16 protein-coding genes are annotated in these 16,122 nt (G+C 71.7%); 10 read left to right on the top strand and 6 right to left on the bottom strand.

The window, feature by feature from the left end:
• The 6 genes from P3T39_RS30130 (at position 1) to P3T39_RS30155 (ending at position 3,382) form a co-directional block, all read left to right on the top strand.
• Positions 1–462 carry an SRPBCC family protein gene (locus P3T39_RS30130; RefSeq protein WP_280702373.1) on the top strand — a complete coding sequence of 154 codons (462 nt, stop codon included), beginning with the start codon at positions 1–3 and terminating at the stop codon, positions 460–462.
• Between the two features lie 28 nt (positions 463–490).
• Positions 491–952, top strand: a complete 462-nt coding sequence (locus P3T39_RS30135; protein ID WP_280702374.1) for a DUF1772 domain-containing protein — start codon at positions 491–493, stop codon at positions 950–952.
• Positions 953–986: 34 nt separating this feature from the next.
• Entirely contained in the window at positions 987–1,739 is a 753-nt protein-coding gene (locus P3T39_RS30140) for an SDR family oxidoreductase (protein WP_280702375.1), read from the top strand.
• Positions 1,739–2,062 carry an antibiotic biosynthesis monooxygenase gene (locus P3T39_RS30145; RefSeq protein ID WP_280702376.1) on the top strand — a complete coding sequence of 108 codons (324 nt, stop codon included), beginning with the start codon at positions 1,739–1,741 and terminating at the stop codon, positions 2,060–2,062. Before P3T39_RS30140 ends, P3T39_RS30145 begins: the two co-directional genes overlap by 1 nt.
• The gene (locus P3T39_RS30150) at positions 2,052–2,363 is read left to right on the top strand and encodes an antibiotic biosynthesis monooxygenase (RefSeq protein ID WP_280702377.1); all 312 of its coding nucleotides are present in this window, start codon (positions 2,052–2,054) and stop codon (positions 2,361–2,363) included. Before P3T39_RS30145 ends, P3T39_RS30150 begins: the two co-directional genes overlap by 11 nt.
• A 158-nt stretch (positions 2,364–2,521) precedes the next feature.
• Entirely contained in the window at positions 2,522–3,382 is an 861-nt protein-coding gene (locus P3T39_RS30155) for an NAD(P)-dependent oxidoreductase (protein WP_280702378.1), read from the top strand.
• 162 nt (positions 3,383–3,544) lie between these two features.
• Here the strand turns inward: P3T39_RS30155 and P3T39_RS30160 are convergent, their stop codons facing one another.
• Complete coding sequence (locus P3T39_RS30160) at positions 3,545–5,176, bottom strand: FAD-dependent monooxygenase (RefSeq protein WP_280702379.1); 1,632 nt, start codon at positions 5,174–5,176, stop codon at positions 3,545–3,547.
• 158 nt (positions 5,177–5,334) lie between these two features.
• Between P3T39_RS30160 and P3T39_RS30165 the strand changes: the two genes are divergently transcribed.
• The gene (locus P3T39_RS30165; protein ID WP_280702380.1) at positions 5,335–5,673 is read left to right on the top strand and encodes an antibiotic biosynthesis monooxygenase; all 339 of its coding nucleotides are present in this window, start codon (positions 5,335–5,337) and stop codon (positions 5,671–5,673) included.
• Positions 5,674–5,723: 50 nt separating this feature from the next.
• On the opposite strand, the gene P3T39_RS30170 is transcribed toward P3T39_RS30165, so the two are convergent.
• Positions 5,724–6,461, bottom strand: coding sequence for an SDR family oxidoreductase (locus P3T39_RS30170; RefSeq protein ID WP_280702381.1), 738 nt, complete (start codon positions 6,459–6,461; stop codon positions 5,724–5,726).
• Positions 6,462–6,651: 190 nt separating this feature from the next.
• Between P3T39_RS30170 and P3T39_RS30175 the strand changes: the two genes are divergently transcribed.
• Together P3T39_RS30175 and P3T39_RS30180 are read left to right on the top strand one after the other, a co-directional pair.
• Positions 6,652–7,809 carry a nucleotide disphospho-sugar-binding domain-containing protein gene (locus P3T39_RS30175; RefSeq protein ID WP_280702382.1) on the top strand — a complete coding sequence of 386 codons (1,158 nt, stop codon included), beginning with the start codon at positions 6,652–6,654 and terminating at the stop codon, positions 7,807–7,809.
• Between the two features lie 123 nt (positions 7,810–7,932).
• Positions 7,933–8,790, top strand: a complete 858-nt coding sequence (locus P3T39_RS30180) for an LLM class flavin-dependent oxidoreductase (protein WP_280702383.1) — start codon at positions 7,933–7,935, stop codon at positions 8,788–8,790.
• A gap of 193 nt (positions 8,791–8,983) precedes the next feature.
• Here the strand turns inward: P3T39_RS30180 and P3T39_RS30185 are convergent, their stop codons facing one another.
• On the bottom strand, positions 8,984–10,609 hold the full coding sequence (locus P3T39_RS30185; RefSeq protein WP_280702384.1) for an FAD-dependent monooxygenase: 1,626 nt from the start codon (positions 10,607–10,609) through the stop codon (positions 8,984–8,986).
• Positions 10,610–10,828: 219 nt separating this feature from the next.
• Here P3T39_RS30185 and P3T39_RS30190 point away from each other — a divergent pair, with 219 nt between their 5' ends.
• On the top strand, positions 10,829–11,848 hold the full coding sequence (locus tag P3T39_RS30190) for a methyltransferase (protein ID WP_280702385.1): 1,020 nt from the start codon (positions 10,829–10,831) through the stop codon (positions 11,846–11,848).
• Between the two features lie 63 nt (positions 11,849–11,911).
• Here the strand turns inward: P3T39_RS30190 and P3T39_RS30195 are convergent, their stop codons facing one another.
• From P3T39_RS30195 to P3T39_RS30205, 3 genes are all read right to left on the bottom strand, one after another.
• Positions 11,912–12,922 (bottom strand): methyltransferase, encoded by a 1,011-nt coding sequence (locus P3T39_RS30195; RefSeq protein ID WP_280702386.1) that lies wholly within the window; start codon positions 12,920–12,922, stop codon positions 11,912–11,914.
• A 132-nt stretch (positions 12,923–13,054) separates the two neighbouring features.
• Positions 13,055–14,560, bottom strand: coding sequence for an MFS transporter (locus tag P3T39_RS30200; RefSeq protein ID WP_280702387.1), 1,506 nt, complete (start codon positions 14,558–14,560; stop codon positions 13,055–13,057).
• Positions 14,561–14,742: 182 nt separating this feature from the next.
• Positions 14,743–15,771, bottom strand: coding sequence for a methyltransferase (locus tag P3T39_RS30205; protein WP_280702388.1), 1,029 nt, complete (start codon positions 15,769–15,771; stop codon positions 14,743–14,745).
• Between the last annotated feature and the right edge of the window lie 351 nt (positions 15,772–16,122).

The raw sequence follows: 16,122 nt of genomic DNA on the forward strand, positions 1-16,122 counted from the left end.
ATGGCAGGCCACACCGACAACTCGATCGTCATCGACGCACCCCTGGAGACCGTCTGGGAGATCACCAACGACCTGGAGAGGTGGCCGGACCTGTTCAGCGAGTACGCCTCGGTGCAGGTGCTGGAGCGAGACGGCGCCACCGTCACCTTCCGGCTCACCATGCACCCCGACGAGAACGGCACGGTGTGGAGCTGGGTCTCCCGCCGCACACCGGACCCGGCCACCCGCACGGTCAAGGCGTACCGGGTGGAGACGGGACCGTTCGAGTTCATGGACATCCACTGGGAGTACACCGCCGCCGAGGAGGGCGGGGTCCGGATGCGCTGGATCCAGGACTTCCACATGAAGCCGCAGGCTCCGGTGGACGACGAGGGGATGACCGGGCACCTCAACCGCAACACCGCGGTCCAGCTGAAGCTGATCAAGGACAAGGTCGAGGCCGCCGCCCGCGCCGCGATCTGACGAAGCGCCAGAAGAGAGAGGACTTCCGGTGACCGCTCTGCTCGCCCCGCTGGTGGTGCTGCTCAACGGCCTCGCCGCCGGGGTGCTTCTCGGCACCCAGCTCGGCGGCTGGCCGCTGCTCGCCGCACTGCCTCCGGACCGCTACGTGCACGCCCACGCGTTCTTCGCCACCCGGTACGACCCGGCCATGCCGATCTGCCTGCTGGGCACCCTGCTCGGCGACGTCGTGCTGGCCGCCGCCGGTGCGCAGCCGGCCGCCCGGCTGCTGTGCCTGGCCGCCGCCGTGCTCGCCGCGACCACCATCACCATCTCGCTCACCAAGAACGTCCCGGTCAACAGGTGGATCCGGACCATCGACCCGGAGAACCTCCCGGAGAACTTCTCCGAGCTGGACCCGCGCGGCAGTTGGGGCCCGTGGAACCGGCGGCGCAGTGTGCTCAGCATCCTCGCCTTCGTCGCCAACTGCGGCGCACTGGTGGCCCTGCTCTGACGTACCGACCCACTAGTCCCATGGAGGAAAGACCATGAACCTGGCCCTGCAGGGCAAGAAGGCCCTCGTCACCGGCGGCACCCGAGGCGTCGGCCGGGGCATCGTGCTCGCTCTGGCCCGGGCCGGCGTCGACGTCGTGACCTGCTACCAGCAGCAGAGCGACTACGTCGGCTCGCTGGAGCGGGAGTTGAAGGAGATCGGCGGCGACCACCTGGTGCTCCAGGCCGATGTGACCCGGCCGGACGAGGTGGCCGCTCTGGTGGCACGGGCCGGTGAGGCGTACGGCCGGCTCGACCTGGTGGTCAACAACGCCGGCGCGATCAGCCACATCCCCTACGCCGAACTGCCGTTGGACGAGTTCCAGCGGGTGTTCAGCACCAACGTCACCGCGGCGCACCTGGTCATCCAGCGCACCCTGCCGCTGCTGGACGCGGGCTCGTCCGTGGTCAGCATCGGCTCCAAGGCGGTGGACGCCGGCATACCGCTGCGCTCGCACTACACCGCCACCAAGGCGGCGCTGGTCGGCCTCAGCCGTTCGCTGGCCAAGGAGTTCGGCGGCCAGGGCATCCGCTTCAACGTGGTGGCGCTCGGTGTCGTGGAGACCGAGAACCTGCACAAGCTGCCCGAGGACCAGCAGAAGCTGATGATCGAGCGTTACAGCGCGAAGACGGCGCTGGGCCGTCTCGGCACCCCCGACGAGGTGGCCGGTGCCGTCCTGTGGCTGGCCAGCGACCTGTCCCGCTATGTCACCGGAGCCACCATCAGCGTCGACGGGGGGATCTCCTGATGACGTTCCGGGTCATGCTCAGGATGGAGGTCGGACCCGACTCCGAGGCCGCCTTCGTCGAGGAGTGGCAGCGGGGCACCGAGGCGGTGACCGGCCACCCGGCCAACCTCGGCCAGTGGCTCTCCAGGGACACCGGCCTGCCCGGCACCTACTGGATCGTCAGCGACTGGCTGGACGAACCCCGCTTCCGCGCCTTCGAGGAGAGCCCCGCCCACCTGGAGCACCGGGCGAAACTGCACCCGTACCGGACCGGCGCCTCCTTCCACACCATGGAGGTCGTGGCCCACATCCCGGGGCAGGCGGCGACGGCCGATGTCGACTGAGGTACGGGTGCTGGTGTACCAGGTCGCCCGCGACGAGGCCGAGCTGGCCGCCGTCCGCGCCGCGTACCACCAGGTGAGCGAGCGGCTGGCCAAGGTGCCCGGGATGCTCGGCAACGAGCTGCTGCGGCAGGCCCACGACCCCACGTCGCTGGTGGTGGTCAGCCGCTGGGCGAGCACGGCGGCCTTCGAGGAGTGGGAGGCCGGCGCGGAGCACCGCGACGACACCGCACCACTGCGGCCCTACCGCGACACCCGCACCGGCAAGCCCTTCGCGATCTACCACGTCGACGCGGCCTACTGACCGGACAGGCCCTGACCTTCCAGGAGCAAGGGCCAACCCCTGAAGGGTTGCCCCTTGCTCCTGGAGGTCTTCGCTGCCTGGGGCCAGTTGCTCGGGGTCCAGGACCTCTGCTCCCCCTCTCTGAAGATGTCCCGTACGAGACGAAGGAAGGCAGCACCATGAGCCGCACGAGACTGGCGTTCATCGGACTCGGCAACATGGGCGGCGGCATGGCGCACCGCCTGCTCCGGTCCGGGTACGAGCTGACCGTCCACAACCGGACCGCGAGCAGGGCCGAGCCGCTGGTCGCCGCGGGTGCCGTCGCCGCGGACTCGCCGGCGGAGGCCGTCGCGGGCATCCGCACGGTGCTGCTCAGCCTGAGCGACGAGGCCGCCGTCGAGCAGGTGCTGTTCGGCGAGGTGGTACCGGTGCTGGAGGCCGGCAGCACGGTGATCGACACCTCCACCGTCTCCCCGGACTACGCCAGGCAGGCCGCTGCCCGGCTGGCCGCGGCGGGGCTGCGGCGGGTCGAGGCCTGCGTCGTGGGCAATCCGTTCCAGGCCCGCGAGGGGCAGCTGCGGGTCTTCGCCTCCGGCGACGAGCAGGACATCGAGGCCGTACGACCTGTCCTGGAGGCCCTCGGATCCGAGCTGGTCCTGCTCGGAGCGCCTGGGGCAGCGGCCACCGCCAAGCTGATTCTCAACCTGCTGCTGGGCGCCCAGGTCGCCTCGCTCGCCGAGGCCGTGACCTACGGGGAGCGGGCCGGGCTGGACCGGGACCAACTGCTCGCGTCCATCGCCGGGAGCGGGTTCAGCTCCCAGGTGATGCGGTTCCGTGCCGAGCTGATGCGGAAGGGCAGTTACCAGCCGGCCTTCTTCCGCGCCACACTGATGGAGAAGGATCTGCGGCTCGCCGTCACCGACGCCGCCGCGGCGGGCGTCGCAATGCCCGTACTGGACACCGTACGGGCCCGCTTCGCCGCCGTGGTCGGGGCCGGGGACGGCGACAAGGACGCCTCCGTGCTGATCGAGCACACCTGATCCGGACGTCAGGGCCCGCCCCCGGGCGGGCCCTGACGCATGTTCTACGACTCTCGGCAAGTGGCCAGCCATGCAGGTTCTCTATCAAGCAGAGCCCCGCGCCCCCAATTGGCTGGCCCTTGCCCCTTGCCCCTGGGGGGTGTTGCCGTCTGTGGCGAGCAGTCAGCGGGCGAGGAGGCGGGCCAGGGCCTGTCGAAGTGCGTCCGTGTCGTCGGGTGCCCCGGCGGAGCGCCAGGCGACGACACCGTCGGGGCGAACCAGGACTGCGCCGGCGTCGGTCACTCCGTAGGTCTTCGCCCAGGTGCCGGTCGGGTCGTCGAACTCGCCCTCGCCGCCGATGCCGTGGACGTCCAGCGGGACTCCCAACTGCGATGAGGCGGCCGCTGCCGCCGCAGGCCAGTGTCCCGGGACCGACCCGGTGAGCAGTACCGGTGCGCCGTGGAAGAGGTCCAGGGTGGAGCACTCGCCTCCGTCCCGCAGGAGTTGGACGTGCGGGGCCCGAGTCCCGGGCAGACCGCGCGGATCCGTCGCCCAGACCTCCGGCTCGGCCGCCGTCGCGGGCTCGGACTCGTCGGCGAGAACGTCGGACCGGTAGCGCCAGCCGAACCACAGTGTGGTGTCCTCGACGACACCGGGCGGCATCCCGCGCCGTCCGTTGCGGTCGCCGCTACGGGGACGGTCCTGCTGGCGCAGCACGGCCTGCCGGACGGTGGCCTCGCAGATCGGCCTGCGTTCGGCGTCGTAGCTGTCGAGCAGGTCGGGCGAGGCGTGCCCGGTGAGGACGGCGGCCAGTTTCCAGGCCAGGTTGTGGGCGTCCTGGACGCCGGTGTTGGAGCCGAAGGCGCCGCTCGGCGGCATCACGTGGGCGGCGTCACCGGCCAGGAACACCCGCCCGGAGCGGAAGCCGGCCGCCACCTTGGCCGCTGCCTCCCACGGGGCGATGCCCAGGATCTCCACGGGCAGCTGCGGGACACCGGCCGCCGCCCGGACCAGCTCGGCGCAGCGCTCGGGCGGGTAGGCGGCCGAGACGTCCTCGGTGGCGGTCGGGTCCAGGATCACGTCCAGTCGCCACTCCTGGGCGTTGTCCAGCGGGATCAGCGCCCCGCGCACCTGGGAGTTGAACGTGTAGCACATGATGAACCGCCGGTCGCCGAGCTCCGCCGTGAGATCGGCTCGGAAGTGGATGGCCAGGAAGCGGCCGAGCTGTCCGGTGCCGCCGAACGGAATGTCCAGCTGACGGCGGACCGTACTGCGGGCCCCGTCGGCCGCGACCAGATAGCGGGCCCGCAGCCGTTCGGTGCAGCCGTCGCGATCCCGCACGGCCGCCGTGACGCCGAAGGTGTCCTGCTCGCAGGAGACGAGTTCACTGCCGAAGCGGAAGACGGCCCCGGCCCGTTCGGCGGCGCCGCGCAGCACACCCTCCAGCTCGTTCTGGTGGCACAGGCACCAGGTGGTGGGCGACAGCCCGCTCAGGTCGGAGGAGACCTCGCGGTAGTACTCCTCCTGGAAGGCGCCCAGCTCGGGGCCGGCGAGTGAAGTGGCCAGCCGCAGCCCGCTGTTGCGGGCCAGTGCCCGCGCCGACGGCAGGGCGCGCAGCTCGTCCTCCAGGCCGGCGGCGCGCAGCAGTTCCATGGAGCGCGGGTTGACGCCCCGGGTGCGTGGGTGGGACGAGAGGCTGGTGCGCTGTTCCAGCACCAGGCAGGGCACCCCCTGCCGGGCCAGGAACAGCGCGGTCGACAGTCCGACCAGGCTGCCTCCGACGATCAGTACCGGAACCTGCGGCTGTTCGGTCATCCCGTTCTCCTCTGCGGCCGTTGCGGAGGCCCGAGGATCGCCGCCGAGGATCGGGTATCGCTCAAGTCGGGCCCCATTGACCGGGATTCGAGGGCGACGGGCCACGCTGGCGGGGCCGGGCCGCCCGGTCCGGCGGTTGACGAGAGAGGCGGGCGGGGATGGCGACGTACGACGGGCCGGTCCGGGTGGTGCTGCGGATGGAGATCGCCCCGGGCCGGGAGGCGGAGTTCGAGGCCGTCTGGGTGGAGATCGGCAGGCTCATCGCGGCCCGTCCGGCCAACCGGGGCCAGGTGCTGGTCCGGTCCACCGAGGAGTACGGGGGCCGGGTCTACTACGTGTTCACGGACTGGGCCGACGAGGCGGCCTTCCGGGAGTTCGAGCTCAGCGCCGAGCACGTGGAGCACCGCCGCAGGCTCCAACCGCTGCGGATCGGCGGGGAGATGACGGTGACCCGGATCGTTCACGACCTGCGCTCACCGGTGCCCGCGGCGGACTGATGCCCGCAGGGTCCCCGCCCCGCGGCGGGGACCCTGCCGGGTGCCGGGACTCAGACCCCGCCGTCCACGTTGAGGGTCACGCCGCTGATGTACGCGGAGGTGTCCCCGGCCAGGAAGAGCACCGCGCCGGCCACGTCCTCGGGCCGGCAGATCCGCCCCAGCGCGGTCATCCCGACGATGCGCTCGACCGCCTCGGGCGGCAGCCCGGCGCCGGGCTCGGTCTCGGTGAGACCGGGGGCCACGGTGTTGACCCGGATGGCGCGCGGTCCCAGCTCCTTGCAGAGCGCCCGGGTGAGGCCGATCAGGGCGGCCTTCGACGCGGTGTAGTGCACCCCGCGGACGCGGCCGCGGAGCGCGACGGACGAGCCCACATTGACCACCGAGGCACCGTCGGCGAGCAGGGGCAGCACCGCCTGGGTGGTCAGGTACGCCGAGGTGACGTTGTGGTCGATCACCCGGTGCCACTCGGCCTCCGCCAGCTCGCCGAACCAGACCTGGCCGTCCACCCCCACGTTGTTGACCAGCGCGTCGAGACCGCCCAGCGCCTCCCGGACCCGTGCGGCCAGTTCGGCCACCCCGGCCCCGGTGGTGACGTCGGCCTGGACGAGGAGATGTCCCTCGCCGGTCTCCTTGAGCTCCTGGGCGAGGGTGTCGGCGTCCGCCCCGGCGCTCCGGGAGCACACCGCCACCCGGGCCCCCGCCCGGGCGAACGCGAGCGCCGTCGCCCGTCCGATGCCCCGGGTGCCGCCGGTGACGAGCACGCGCTTGCCGAGCAGTCCCTGATCCATGTGGCTTCTCCTTCTGCTGCGGGACGTCCGCCGCCACCGTCCCGCGACCGTCTCGGGAACGCCTGGACGGCAGCTCGACCGTGCGCCGGGACCGGGCTGTTCGAGCCGGCCGCGATCGGTCCGATAGGCGGATGAGAGACCTTCGGGCCGTCAGGCGAACTGTCAGCTTTCAAGGAGGGTGGGGCGATCCATGCGGGTACTGTTCACGACCTGGGCGTGGCCTTCGCACCTGTACGCGTTGGTGCCGCTGGCCTGGGCCTGCCGTGCCGCCGGGCACGAGGTGCTGATCGCCGGCCAGCCCGAGCTCCACGACGACATCGTCAGGACCGGCCTGCCGGCGGCCAGGGTCGGGCACGACGTGGATGCGGCCGGGCTGGTCCGCGGCTATCTGCTGCCGTCCGCCGCCGTCCCCGCGCCGGTCGCCCCGGCCGGCCCCGAGGGCCGGGGCCCGCGCGCCATGCGCATGTTCCACGCGCACGCGGACTCCATGGTGGACGACCTCACCGCGCTGGCCCGCGACTGGCGGGCCGACCTGGTGGTGTACGAGCCCACCGCACTGGCCGGGCCGATCGCCGCCGCGGCGGCCGGGGTTCCGGCGGCACGGCTGCTCTACGGCACCGACCTGCTGCTGCGGGCCAGGGGCCTGCTGCCCGAGGTGCTCGCCCCGCTCGCGGAGCGCAACGGCGTGGGCGCGTTCGACCCCTTCGGGGCCGTCACCGTGGACCCGTGCCCGGACGAGTTCCAGGTGCCGGTCGACTACCGGCGGCTGCCGATGCGGTACGTCCCGTTCAACGGGTCCGGTGCGGGGCCGTCCCTTCCTGCGCCCGCACCCGGCAGGCGCCGGGTGGTGGTGACCTGGGGCCACACCATGGCCAAGCTGTCCCCGGCTCACTTCCTCGCCCCGCAGGCCGCGCTGGCCGCGCACGGCGCGGACACCGACGTGGTGCTGGCCGTCTCCTCCGAACAGCTCCCGCTGCTCGGAGACCTCCCCGAGGACATCACGGTCACCGTGGACGCCCCACTGCATCTGCTGCTCACCGACGCGGACCTGGTGGTCTCGCACGGCGGCGCGGGCACCGTCCTCACCACCCTCCAGGCGGGACTTCCACTGCTGCTGGTACCTCAACTCCCCGACCATGCGGGCCACTCGGCGCGCGTGCTGGCCGTCGGCGCCGGCGAGGTGCTCAGCCGCGACGAGGCGGAGCCGGAGCGGATGCGCGCCGAGGTGCGGCGGCTGCTGGACTCCGAGCACGAGCGCAAGGCGGCCCGCCGCCTGCGCGAGCGCAACCTTCAGCGGCCCGCCCCCGCCGACCTGGTCGCCGACCTCGAAGAACTCGCCGACCACTGACCGCCTGGCCGCACCGGGTGGGTTTTTCAGGGGCGGCGGGTGAGCGAGTTCTTCCAGAGCCCCGCGCCCCTAAGAGAACAGGGCTCCGCGCCCCAGTACGCGACGAAGGAGAAGGAGAGAGCCTTGGAGATCGGAATAGGTCTGCCCACCACTGTCCCGGACAACGTCGGCCCGGAGGTGCCGCGGTGGGCACGCCGGGCGGAGGAGTGCGGCTTCACCAGCCTCGGCGTGCTGGACCGGCTGGTGTACGACAACTTCGAACCGCTGGTGTCGCTCGCGGCGGCGGCTGCCGTCACCGAGCGGATCAGGCTGGTGACCACCATCCTGATCGCCGGATACCGGGGGGACACCGCACTGCTCGCCAAACAGGCCGCCACCATCGACGCCATCTCCGGCGGCCGGCTGGTGCTCGGTGTCGCGGCCGGCGGACGCGAGGACGACTTCGCGGCGACCGGCACCGGCTACCGCGACCGGGGAGCGCGGCTCGACGCGCTCCTCGCCGAACTGCGGGAGATCTGGGCCGGTCGTGGCCGGGTGCCCGGCATCGGGCCCGCGCCGCTGCGCCCCGACGGTGTGCCGCTGCTGGTCGGTGGGCACTCCCCGAGGGCGATGCGGCGTTCGGCGCGGTTCGGCACGGGCTGGATCGCGGGCGGGAACTCGGTCACGGCGTACGCGGAACTGGTCCACCAGACCCGGCAGACCTGGATCGACGAGGGCCGGACCGACCGGCCGAGGATGGTGGCGATCCTCTACGCCCACCTGGGCCAGGACGCAGCCCGGGTGGCCGGCGGCTACCTCCGCGAGTACTACTCGTTCGTCGGCCCCAAGGCCGAGCGGACGGCCTCCGGTGTACTGGTCGAGCCCCAGCAGATCCGCGACGCCGTCCAGGCGTACGGCGAGGCAGGCTGCGACGAGCTGATCCTGCTGCCCTGCACGGCCGACCTCAAGCAGGTGGGCCTGCTGGCGGACGCCGCGCTCTGAGCTCCGCACCACGCCCGGAACCTTGGGGCTGCGCGTGAGCTTTTCAAGGGGCGCGGGGCTCTGCTTGATCAACTGCGTACACGAACGCAGTTGATCAAGCAGAGCCCCGCGCCCCTGAAAGTTCTCCCAGGTACGCCGGAGGGCGGCCTGCTCCAGGTTCGGAGCAGGCCGCCCTCCGGGCGTTCAGGGGGGGTCAACCGGCGATGGGGGTGGCCGAGGTCAGGCCGGCTGCCCGGCTGAGGGCCTCGGTGAGCACGTCCGTGTCGGACGCCGCAGGGCCGGTGGCGCGCCAGCAGACGAAGGCGTCCGGGCGGACCAGGACCGCGCCGCCCGCGCCGACTCCGTACGCCTCGGCCCAGTCGCGGTCCTTGGGCCGCAGCTCGCTCTCGGGGCCGACCCGGTGCACCCGCAGCGGCACGCCGAGCCGGCCGGCGGCCTGCACGGCGGCCTCGGCCCAGGCGGACCCGGCCTCGTCGGTGAGGAGCACGTAGGAGTCCCAGAACAGGTCGATCGTGGAGATGATCCCGCCCTCGCGCTCCAGCCAGACGTGCGGGGCCCGGGTGCCGGGCTCGCCGGTGAGCCGGAGCTCGGGGGAGAGCACCGGTCCGGTGTTCTCGCTGGTGATCGAGGAGGAGGCGTAGCGGTACCCGAGGGTGATGATGATGTCGTCCACCATCTCGGCCCGGTCCTCCTCGGTGGCGTAGCCGTGCCTGATCCGGTTGCGGACCATCGCCTGTGCCGCCATCGCGGAGCCGACCGCGCGACGCTCGGCGTCGTAGGTGTCGAGCAGGGCGTCGCCCGCCCAGCCCTTGAGTACGGCCGCCAGCTTCCAGGCGAGGTTGTGGGCGTCGTGGATGCCGGTGTTGGCGCCGAAGCCGCCGGCCGGCGGGTGCAGGTGGGCGGCGTCGCCGGCCAGGAAGACCCGCTGGGTGCGGAACCGCTCGGCGACCAGCTGGGCGCCCTGCCACGGGACCTTGTCGACGATCTCCACCGCGAGGTCGGCCTTGCCGGCCGCCGTCCGGACGATCTCCACACAGCGTTCGTCGGTGAAGTCCTCGGGCTTCTCGCCGAGTTCGGGGTGGTAGATCGGAGCGGCCAGGTAGGGGTCGCAGCCGTGCAGCCGGGAGAGGCCCATCAGGGTGCCGTTGACGTCGGCGTAGCAGAGGATGAACTTGCGGCCCTTGAGCACGGTCTCCAGCTCGGGCGCCTTGAAGTAGATGCTGAGCGCGTTGAAGACGGTGCCGCGGCCGACCCGCTCCACTCCGAGGTGCCTGCGCACGCTGCTGTTCGCGCCGTCGGCCCCCACCAGGTAGTCGGCGCGGATGGTGAACCGCTTTCCGGTGGCGTTCTCCTCGGCGACGGCGGTGATGCCCTCGTCGTCCTGGGCGAACTCGACCAGCCGGGTGCCGAACCGGACGTCCGAGCCGAACTCCCTGGCCTTCTCGACCAGGACCTTCTCGTAGCGGTCCTGCCCGCAGCCCATCACCCGCTCGGGGCTGACCGTCGGACCGTCCAGCGAGGGCGACTCCAGGACCACGGCGTCGTCGATCTCGGCGAAGGTCCTGGTCTGGATGATCCCGCCCTCGAAGTAGGGGTGGGAGTCGCCCATCTCCAGAGCCCGGATGTCGGCATGGATGCCGGCGGCCCGGAACAGCTCCAGGGTCCGTGCCTGGAGGCCCGGGGCGCGCGGCAGTAGCGACGTCCCGTCGCGCTTTTCGAGCACCATTGTGCGGATCCCGTGGCGCCCGCTGAAGAGGGCGGTGGAGAGGCCGACCGGCCCCGCTCCCACGATCAGCACAGGGATGTTCACGTCATACATGCGTGTCCCCTCATGAACTCACGAACAGTGACGGGTCGATCCGCGGCACTGCGTAAGAGGTACCGACGCGGCCTCAAGGATTCCTGGCTTCACGGTCGGGCCCGTTCGACTTCCGTTGTCTCCAGGCAGGTTCGAGGGGCGCTCCACGTCCGGCTGACAGCGTCACAGCCCGACAGGTTGGCCGCCTGGCAGGCAGGCGTCCAGGAAGGAGTCTCACCGATGACGACCAAGGCCCCGGACGTCGGCACTGCCGCCGGGATTCTGCGCCTCGGCAACGCGTTCTGCGATGCCAAGGCCCTGCTGACCGCTGTGGAACTCGACCTGTTCACACAGCTGCACAAGGCGCCGGGTGGCCAGGCCACCGTCGAGGAGGTCAAGGAGCTGCTCGGCCTGCACGGTCGCGGCCTGCGGGACTTCCTCGACCTGCTGGTCGCCCTGGAGATCCTGGAGCGCCAGGAGGGCCGGTACCGCAACGCGGCGGGCACCGAGCGGCACCTGGTGCGCGGTGGCGACGCCTACGTCGGCGGCTTCCTGCTGCGCTCCAGCCGCAACCTCTACCCGGCCTGGGGCCGGCTGGAGGAGGCGCTGCGCACGGGCGAGCAGCAGTCCGGCAGCCACTACGACGAAGTGACCCAGAACCCGGAGATCCTGCGCCAGTTCATCGGCAGCATGGACGCGTTCACCAATGTCCTCGGCGCCCAGCTGATCGAGGCGTACGACTGGTCGGGCCACGGCTCGGTGCTGGACGTGGGCGGCGCCCGCGGCAACCTCGCCTCGCAGATCGTCCGGGCGCAGCCGCACCTGGCCGGACGCGTCTTCGACCTGCCCGAGATGGAGCCGTTCGCCAAGGAGCTGATCGCCGAGCTCGGGCTGACCGGGAAGCTGGAGTTCCACGGCGGCAGCTTCTTCACCGATCCGCTGCCCTCGGCGGACGTGGTGGTCCTCGGCCATGTGCTGCACGACTGGGACCCGCAGCAGCGCAGCGCGCTGGTGCACAAGGCGTTCGACGCGGTGAACCCGGGTGGCACGCTGCTGGTGTACGACCGGATGCTGGACGACGAGCCGGAGCACGCCGAGAACCTGGTGATCAGCCTCGACATGCTGCTGGTCACCGACGGCGGTTCGGAGTACCCGGCGTCGGAGATCGTGGAGTACGCGAAGCACGCGGGCTTCGCCCGTACCGAGGTCACCCCGCTCGGGGACTACGACACGCTGGTGGTCTGCTACAAGGCGGCCTGACGCAGTGCCCGGTGCGCCCCCGGTCCGGACGGACCGGGGGCGCACCGGTGTGTTGACGGCCGCTCAGTGCTTGCGGCACACCATGAGCGTGTCGAAGTCGGCGAGCGGCCGGTGCGTCACCTCGGTGAAGCCCGCCGCCCGTGCCTGGGTACCGATCTCGGCGACGGTGTACTCGGCGCCGCCGTCGGTGACCAGCAGCATGTTCAGACTGGCGACCAGGTTCTCGGTGTCGTCGCTCCGCTCCCCGAGCATCCGGTCGTAGATCAGCACCGCCCCGCCCGGGTTGACCGCCCGGTACGCCTTGTCCAGCAGCTGCTGCCGCTCCTGCGGGTCCCAGTCGTGCAGGATGTGGCCGAAGACCAGGACGTCGGCCGAGGGCAGCGGATCGCGGAAGAAGTCGCCGGGGTGGAAGACCGCCTTTCCGGTGCGGCCGAGTCCGTCCAGGTACTCGTGGAAGAACGGCTCCAGCTGCGGCAGGTCGAAGACATGCCCCTGAACGTCGGGCCGCTCGGTCATCAGCTGGCCGAGCAACTGCCCCCGGCAGCCGCCGACATCGAGCACCGACCGGTACTCCACGCCCTCCAGCGCCGCGACCAGCTTGACGCCCAGGCCCTGGGTGAGGCCGTCCATCATCCGTACGAAGTGGCCGGTGGCGACCGGGTCGTCGAGCATCCCGAGGTAGTCGCTCCGGGCCTGCGGCCTGCCGGTGCGCAGTGCCTGTGCCAGCTGCCCGTACACCGGGTAGAGGTTGAGGTCCGCGCCGCGCAGATAGCCGCCGACCGCGCCGGGCCGGCCGGACACCAGGTAGCGGCCGGCGCCCTCGGCGTTGCGGTAGCGGCCGTCGCCGCCTCGGCGCAGCAGGCCGAGGGCGGTGAGCAGGCCGAGGAAGTCGGCGAGGCCCCGGCCGTGCAGGCCGAGCCGCTCGCGGAGTTCCTCCGTGGTCGCGGGGCCCTCGTCCAGCACGGTGAAGAGGTCGAGCCGGACGGCGGTGAGCAGCGCCTTCGCGTCGCAGAACCGGTTGCCGAGCCGCAGGATGCCCGCCGCCGTACCGGCGTCCGGAGCAGTAGCTGTCATGACGGGGTCTCCTTTTCCTGGACGCCTTTGCGCACCGGAATCTCGCAGCGCCGGATGGAGAACGGCTCGACCCGGGCTCGGCCCGGGCCGTGCGCGATGCGCCCCGAGGCGTGCCCGGGTCCGGAGCCGGCCTCACGGAGCCGGAGAGGTCTCCCCCTGCTCTGCGGCCTCGCCCTGCGGCCGCAGCCGGCCGGGGAGCAGGAACGTCAGCAGGAGGGCCACGCCGAGGATGCCCGTCTCGTACCAGAGGACGTGGGAGAGGGCGTGGGAGAAGCCCTCCTTCACCTCCCGCTCCGTGCCCGGCAGGGCCTCGGAGCCCAGCATCCCGAAGAACAGCACGCCCAGCACCGCGACACCGGCCGCCGCGCCCAGCTGGTTGGCGGTGTTGAGGATGCCGGAGGCGGATCCGGCGTCCCGGTGCGGCACTTCGGACAGCACCAGCTCGACCATGGGCGAGGCCACCAGACCCATGCCCAGACCCACCACGACCAACGACGGTACGAGGACCAAGGTGCTGGTCGAGGCCCCGTAGTGATTGATCGTCAGGATCATCCCGACCGTGCCGGCCATCATCACCACGATGCCCGCGTTGAGCACGATCCGGCCCAGCCGCTTGGCGGCCAGCGGGGAGAACGACGACGTCGCCATCGCCCCGATCGAGTACGGCACGACCGCCATGCCCGCTCCGAACGCGGAGAAGCCCAGGCCCTTCTGCAGGTAGAAGGTGAACGGGAAGAAGAACCCGGCGACCCCGGCGAAGAAGAACAGCAGCAGGACCAGTCCGGCCGTGAACGTCCGCCGGCCGAACAGCGCCGGCTGGACCAGTGCGAATCCGTCCCGCCGCTGCTTGGCCCGCTCGTGGAACGCGAACACCGCGAACAGCGGAACGGAGGCGGCCATCGACGCGAACGTCCAGGCGGGCCAGCCCAGTTCGCGGCCCTGCACCAGCGGGTACAGCACCGCCAGCAGGGCCGCGGTCACCAGCACCACGCCCACGACGTCCAGCCGCCGGGTGTCCGGGGCCTTGGACTCGCGTACGTACCTGGCCACGCCGGCCAGCGCCACGAGACCGACCGGAAGATTGATGAGGAAGATCGGCCGCCAGGCCCAGCCGAACAGGTTCGCGTTGATCAGCAGGCCGCCGAGCACCGGCCCCAGCACCGAGGCCATTCCGGAGAGGGCGCCGAACAGCCCGAACACCCTGGCCCGTTCCTTCTCCGGGAAGGACACCTGGAAGGTCGACAGTCCCTGCGTCACCACCAGCGCTCCGCCCAGGCCCTGGAAGACGCGCGAGACGATGAGCATCGAGGCGCTCTGCGCGGCACCGCAGGTCGCCGACGCGGCCACGAACAGGACGATCCCGACGATCAGCACCCGTTTGCGCCCCAGCATGTCGCCGATCCGGCCGGCCGTCACCAGGCACAGCGCGAAGGTGAGGGTGTACGCCTCGACGACCCACTGCAGCGCCGCCCCGCTCGCGTGTAGGTGCTCCTGGAGACCGGGCAGCGCGACGACGACGATCGACGTGTCGATGAGGTCGAGTGCCATCGCGACCAGGACGAAGACCGCCGCGCGCCAGCGCATCGGGTCGGGGCGGCTCGGGGCAACGAGGCCGACGTGGTCGGATGCAGTCGTCATGTGTTCTCTCCGTCAGGCGTGGCAGTACCCGCAACCGGGAGAGGGTGGCAGGCCCGGCTAGGGCGGCGGTCGAGGGCGGACCGCACGCCTGCGAGGGCCCCTCCGCGGACGTCCGGAGGGACCCTCGTGTGCGCTGCGTGTTCGTGCCTGGCGAGCGGGCGGAAACAGGCGACGCGGTGTGTTCAGGAGGCGATGGGCGCTGCCTCGAGCGCGTAGTACAGGTACGGGCAGGGCAGCGGGGTGGTGGCGGTGAGCTCCAGGCCGGCGCTGTCGAACAGCCGCCGGTACTCGGTCAGGGTGCGCTCCCGGCCGGTGGTCATCACCAGCATCTCGATGTCGGAGATGGCCGCACCCAGCGCCTCGGCCGGGTCCTCGTCGTCGCCGCCCTCGGACAGCACCGACGTGAACACGACGACCCGCCCGTCCTCGGGAAGCACCTTGCGGATGTTGCCGAGGATCTGCACGCACTCCTCGTCGTTCCAGTCGTGCAGGATGTTCTTCAGCAGGTACGCGTCGCCGCCCTCGGGCACCGACTCGAAGAACGAGCCCACGGCGATGTCGCAGCGGTCGTCGACCCCGGCCTCGGCGAGCACCCCGGCCGTCTCGACGACACCGTTGGCGGTGTCGAAGACGGTGCCGCGCAGACCGGAGCCGGCGCCCAGCACGGCCGCCAGCAGGGTGCCGCGGCCGCCGCCGACGTCCACCACGTTGCGGAAGCGGGCGAAGTCGAAGTGCTTCACGATCGCCGGGTACTGCACATCGCTGCCGGCCGTCATCGCGGCGTGGAAGACGGCGGCCAGCTTCGGGTCGTTCCTGAAGTGGTCGAACAGCGGGGCGCCGTTCGCGATGTCGAACGCCGACCGTCCGGTGCGCACCGACTGCTCCAGCACCTCCCACGCCCGCCACACCGGGGGCGCGGCATGCATGTCGGACAGCGGCCCGAAGTGGGCGGCCACCGGCGTGGCCCGGTAGCCGTCGGCGTCCAGGAAGAGCACCCCCGCCTTCACGGCGGCGTACAGCAGGCGACGCAGGCTGCGCGGGTGGGCGCCGGTGGTCTCGATCAGCTGCTCGGCGGTGCGGGGCCCGTCGGCCACCGCGTCGAGGATGCCGAGGCTGGAGACGGTCGCGCCTATCTGGTGGAGGGCGAATCCGAATGCCAGCGGCAGGTAGTCCGCCGTGGCCGCCGGCTGCGTCGGGATCTGACTGCTCATTGCACTCCCTCTTGGTTCCATCAGGTCTGCGGAGGTGAACCCGGCAGCTGGGCCCTGCCGCTTTCTTGAAGCGTCCGCCGTTGGGCAGTCGAGTCAGTTGCACAATTCAGGGGATCGGGGAACTGCGACGGCATCCCGCTTACGGGTACCTGTCCAGACGCCCGATTGCCTGGATGCCCGCGCAGTTCCCCGCGCCCCTGCTGTGGCCACTCGATTGCCTACTGGCGGACGCCCTTACCGGCGCGAATCTGGCAGCGGCCGATGGAGGATCGCTCGACCTGCGCTGGGCCCCCGGCCGGGGCTCCGGCTCGACCGGGCTTCGAGCCGGTCCCCAGGGTGGGTGCCCACTGT

Origin of the sequence: Kitasatospora sp. GP82, from assembly GCF_029892105.1 — a bacterium.
GTDB lineage: Bacteria > Actinomycetota > Actinomycetes > Streptomycetales > Streptomycetaceae > Kitasatospora.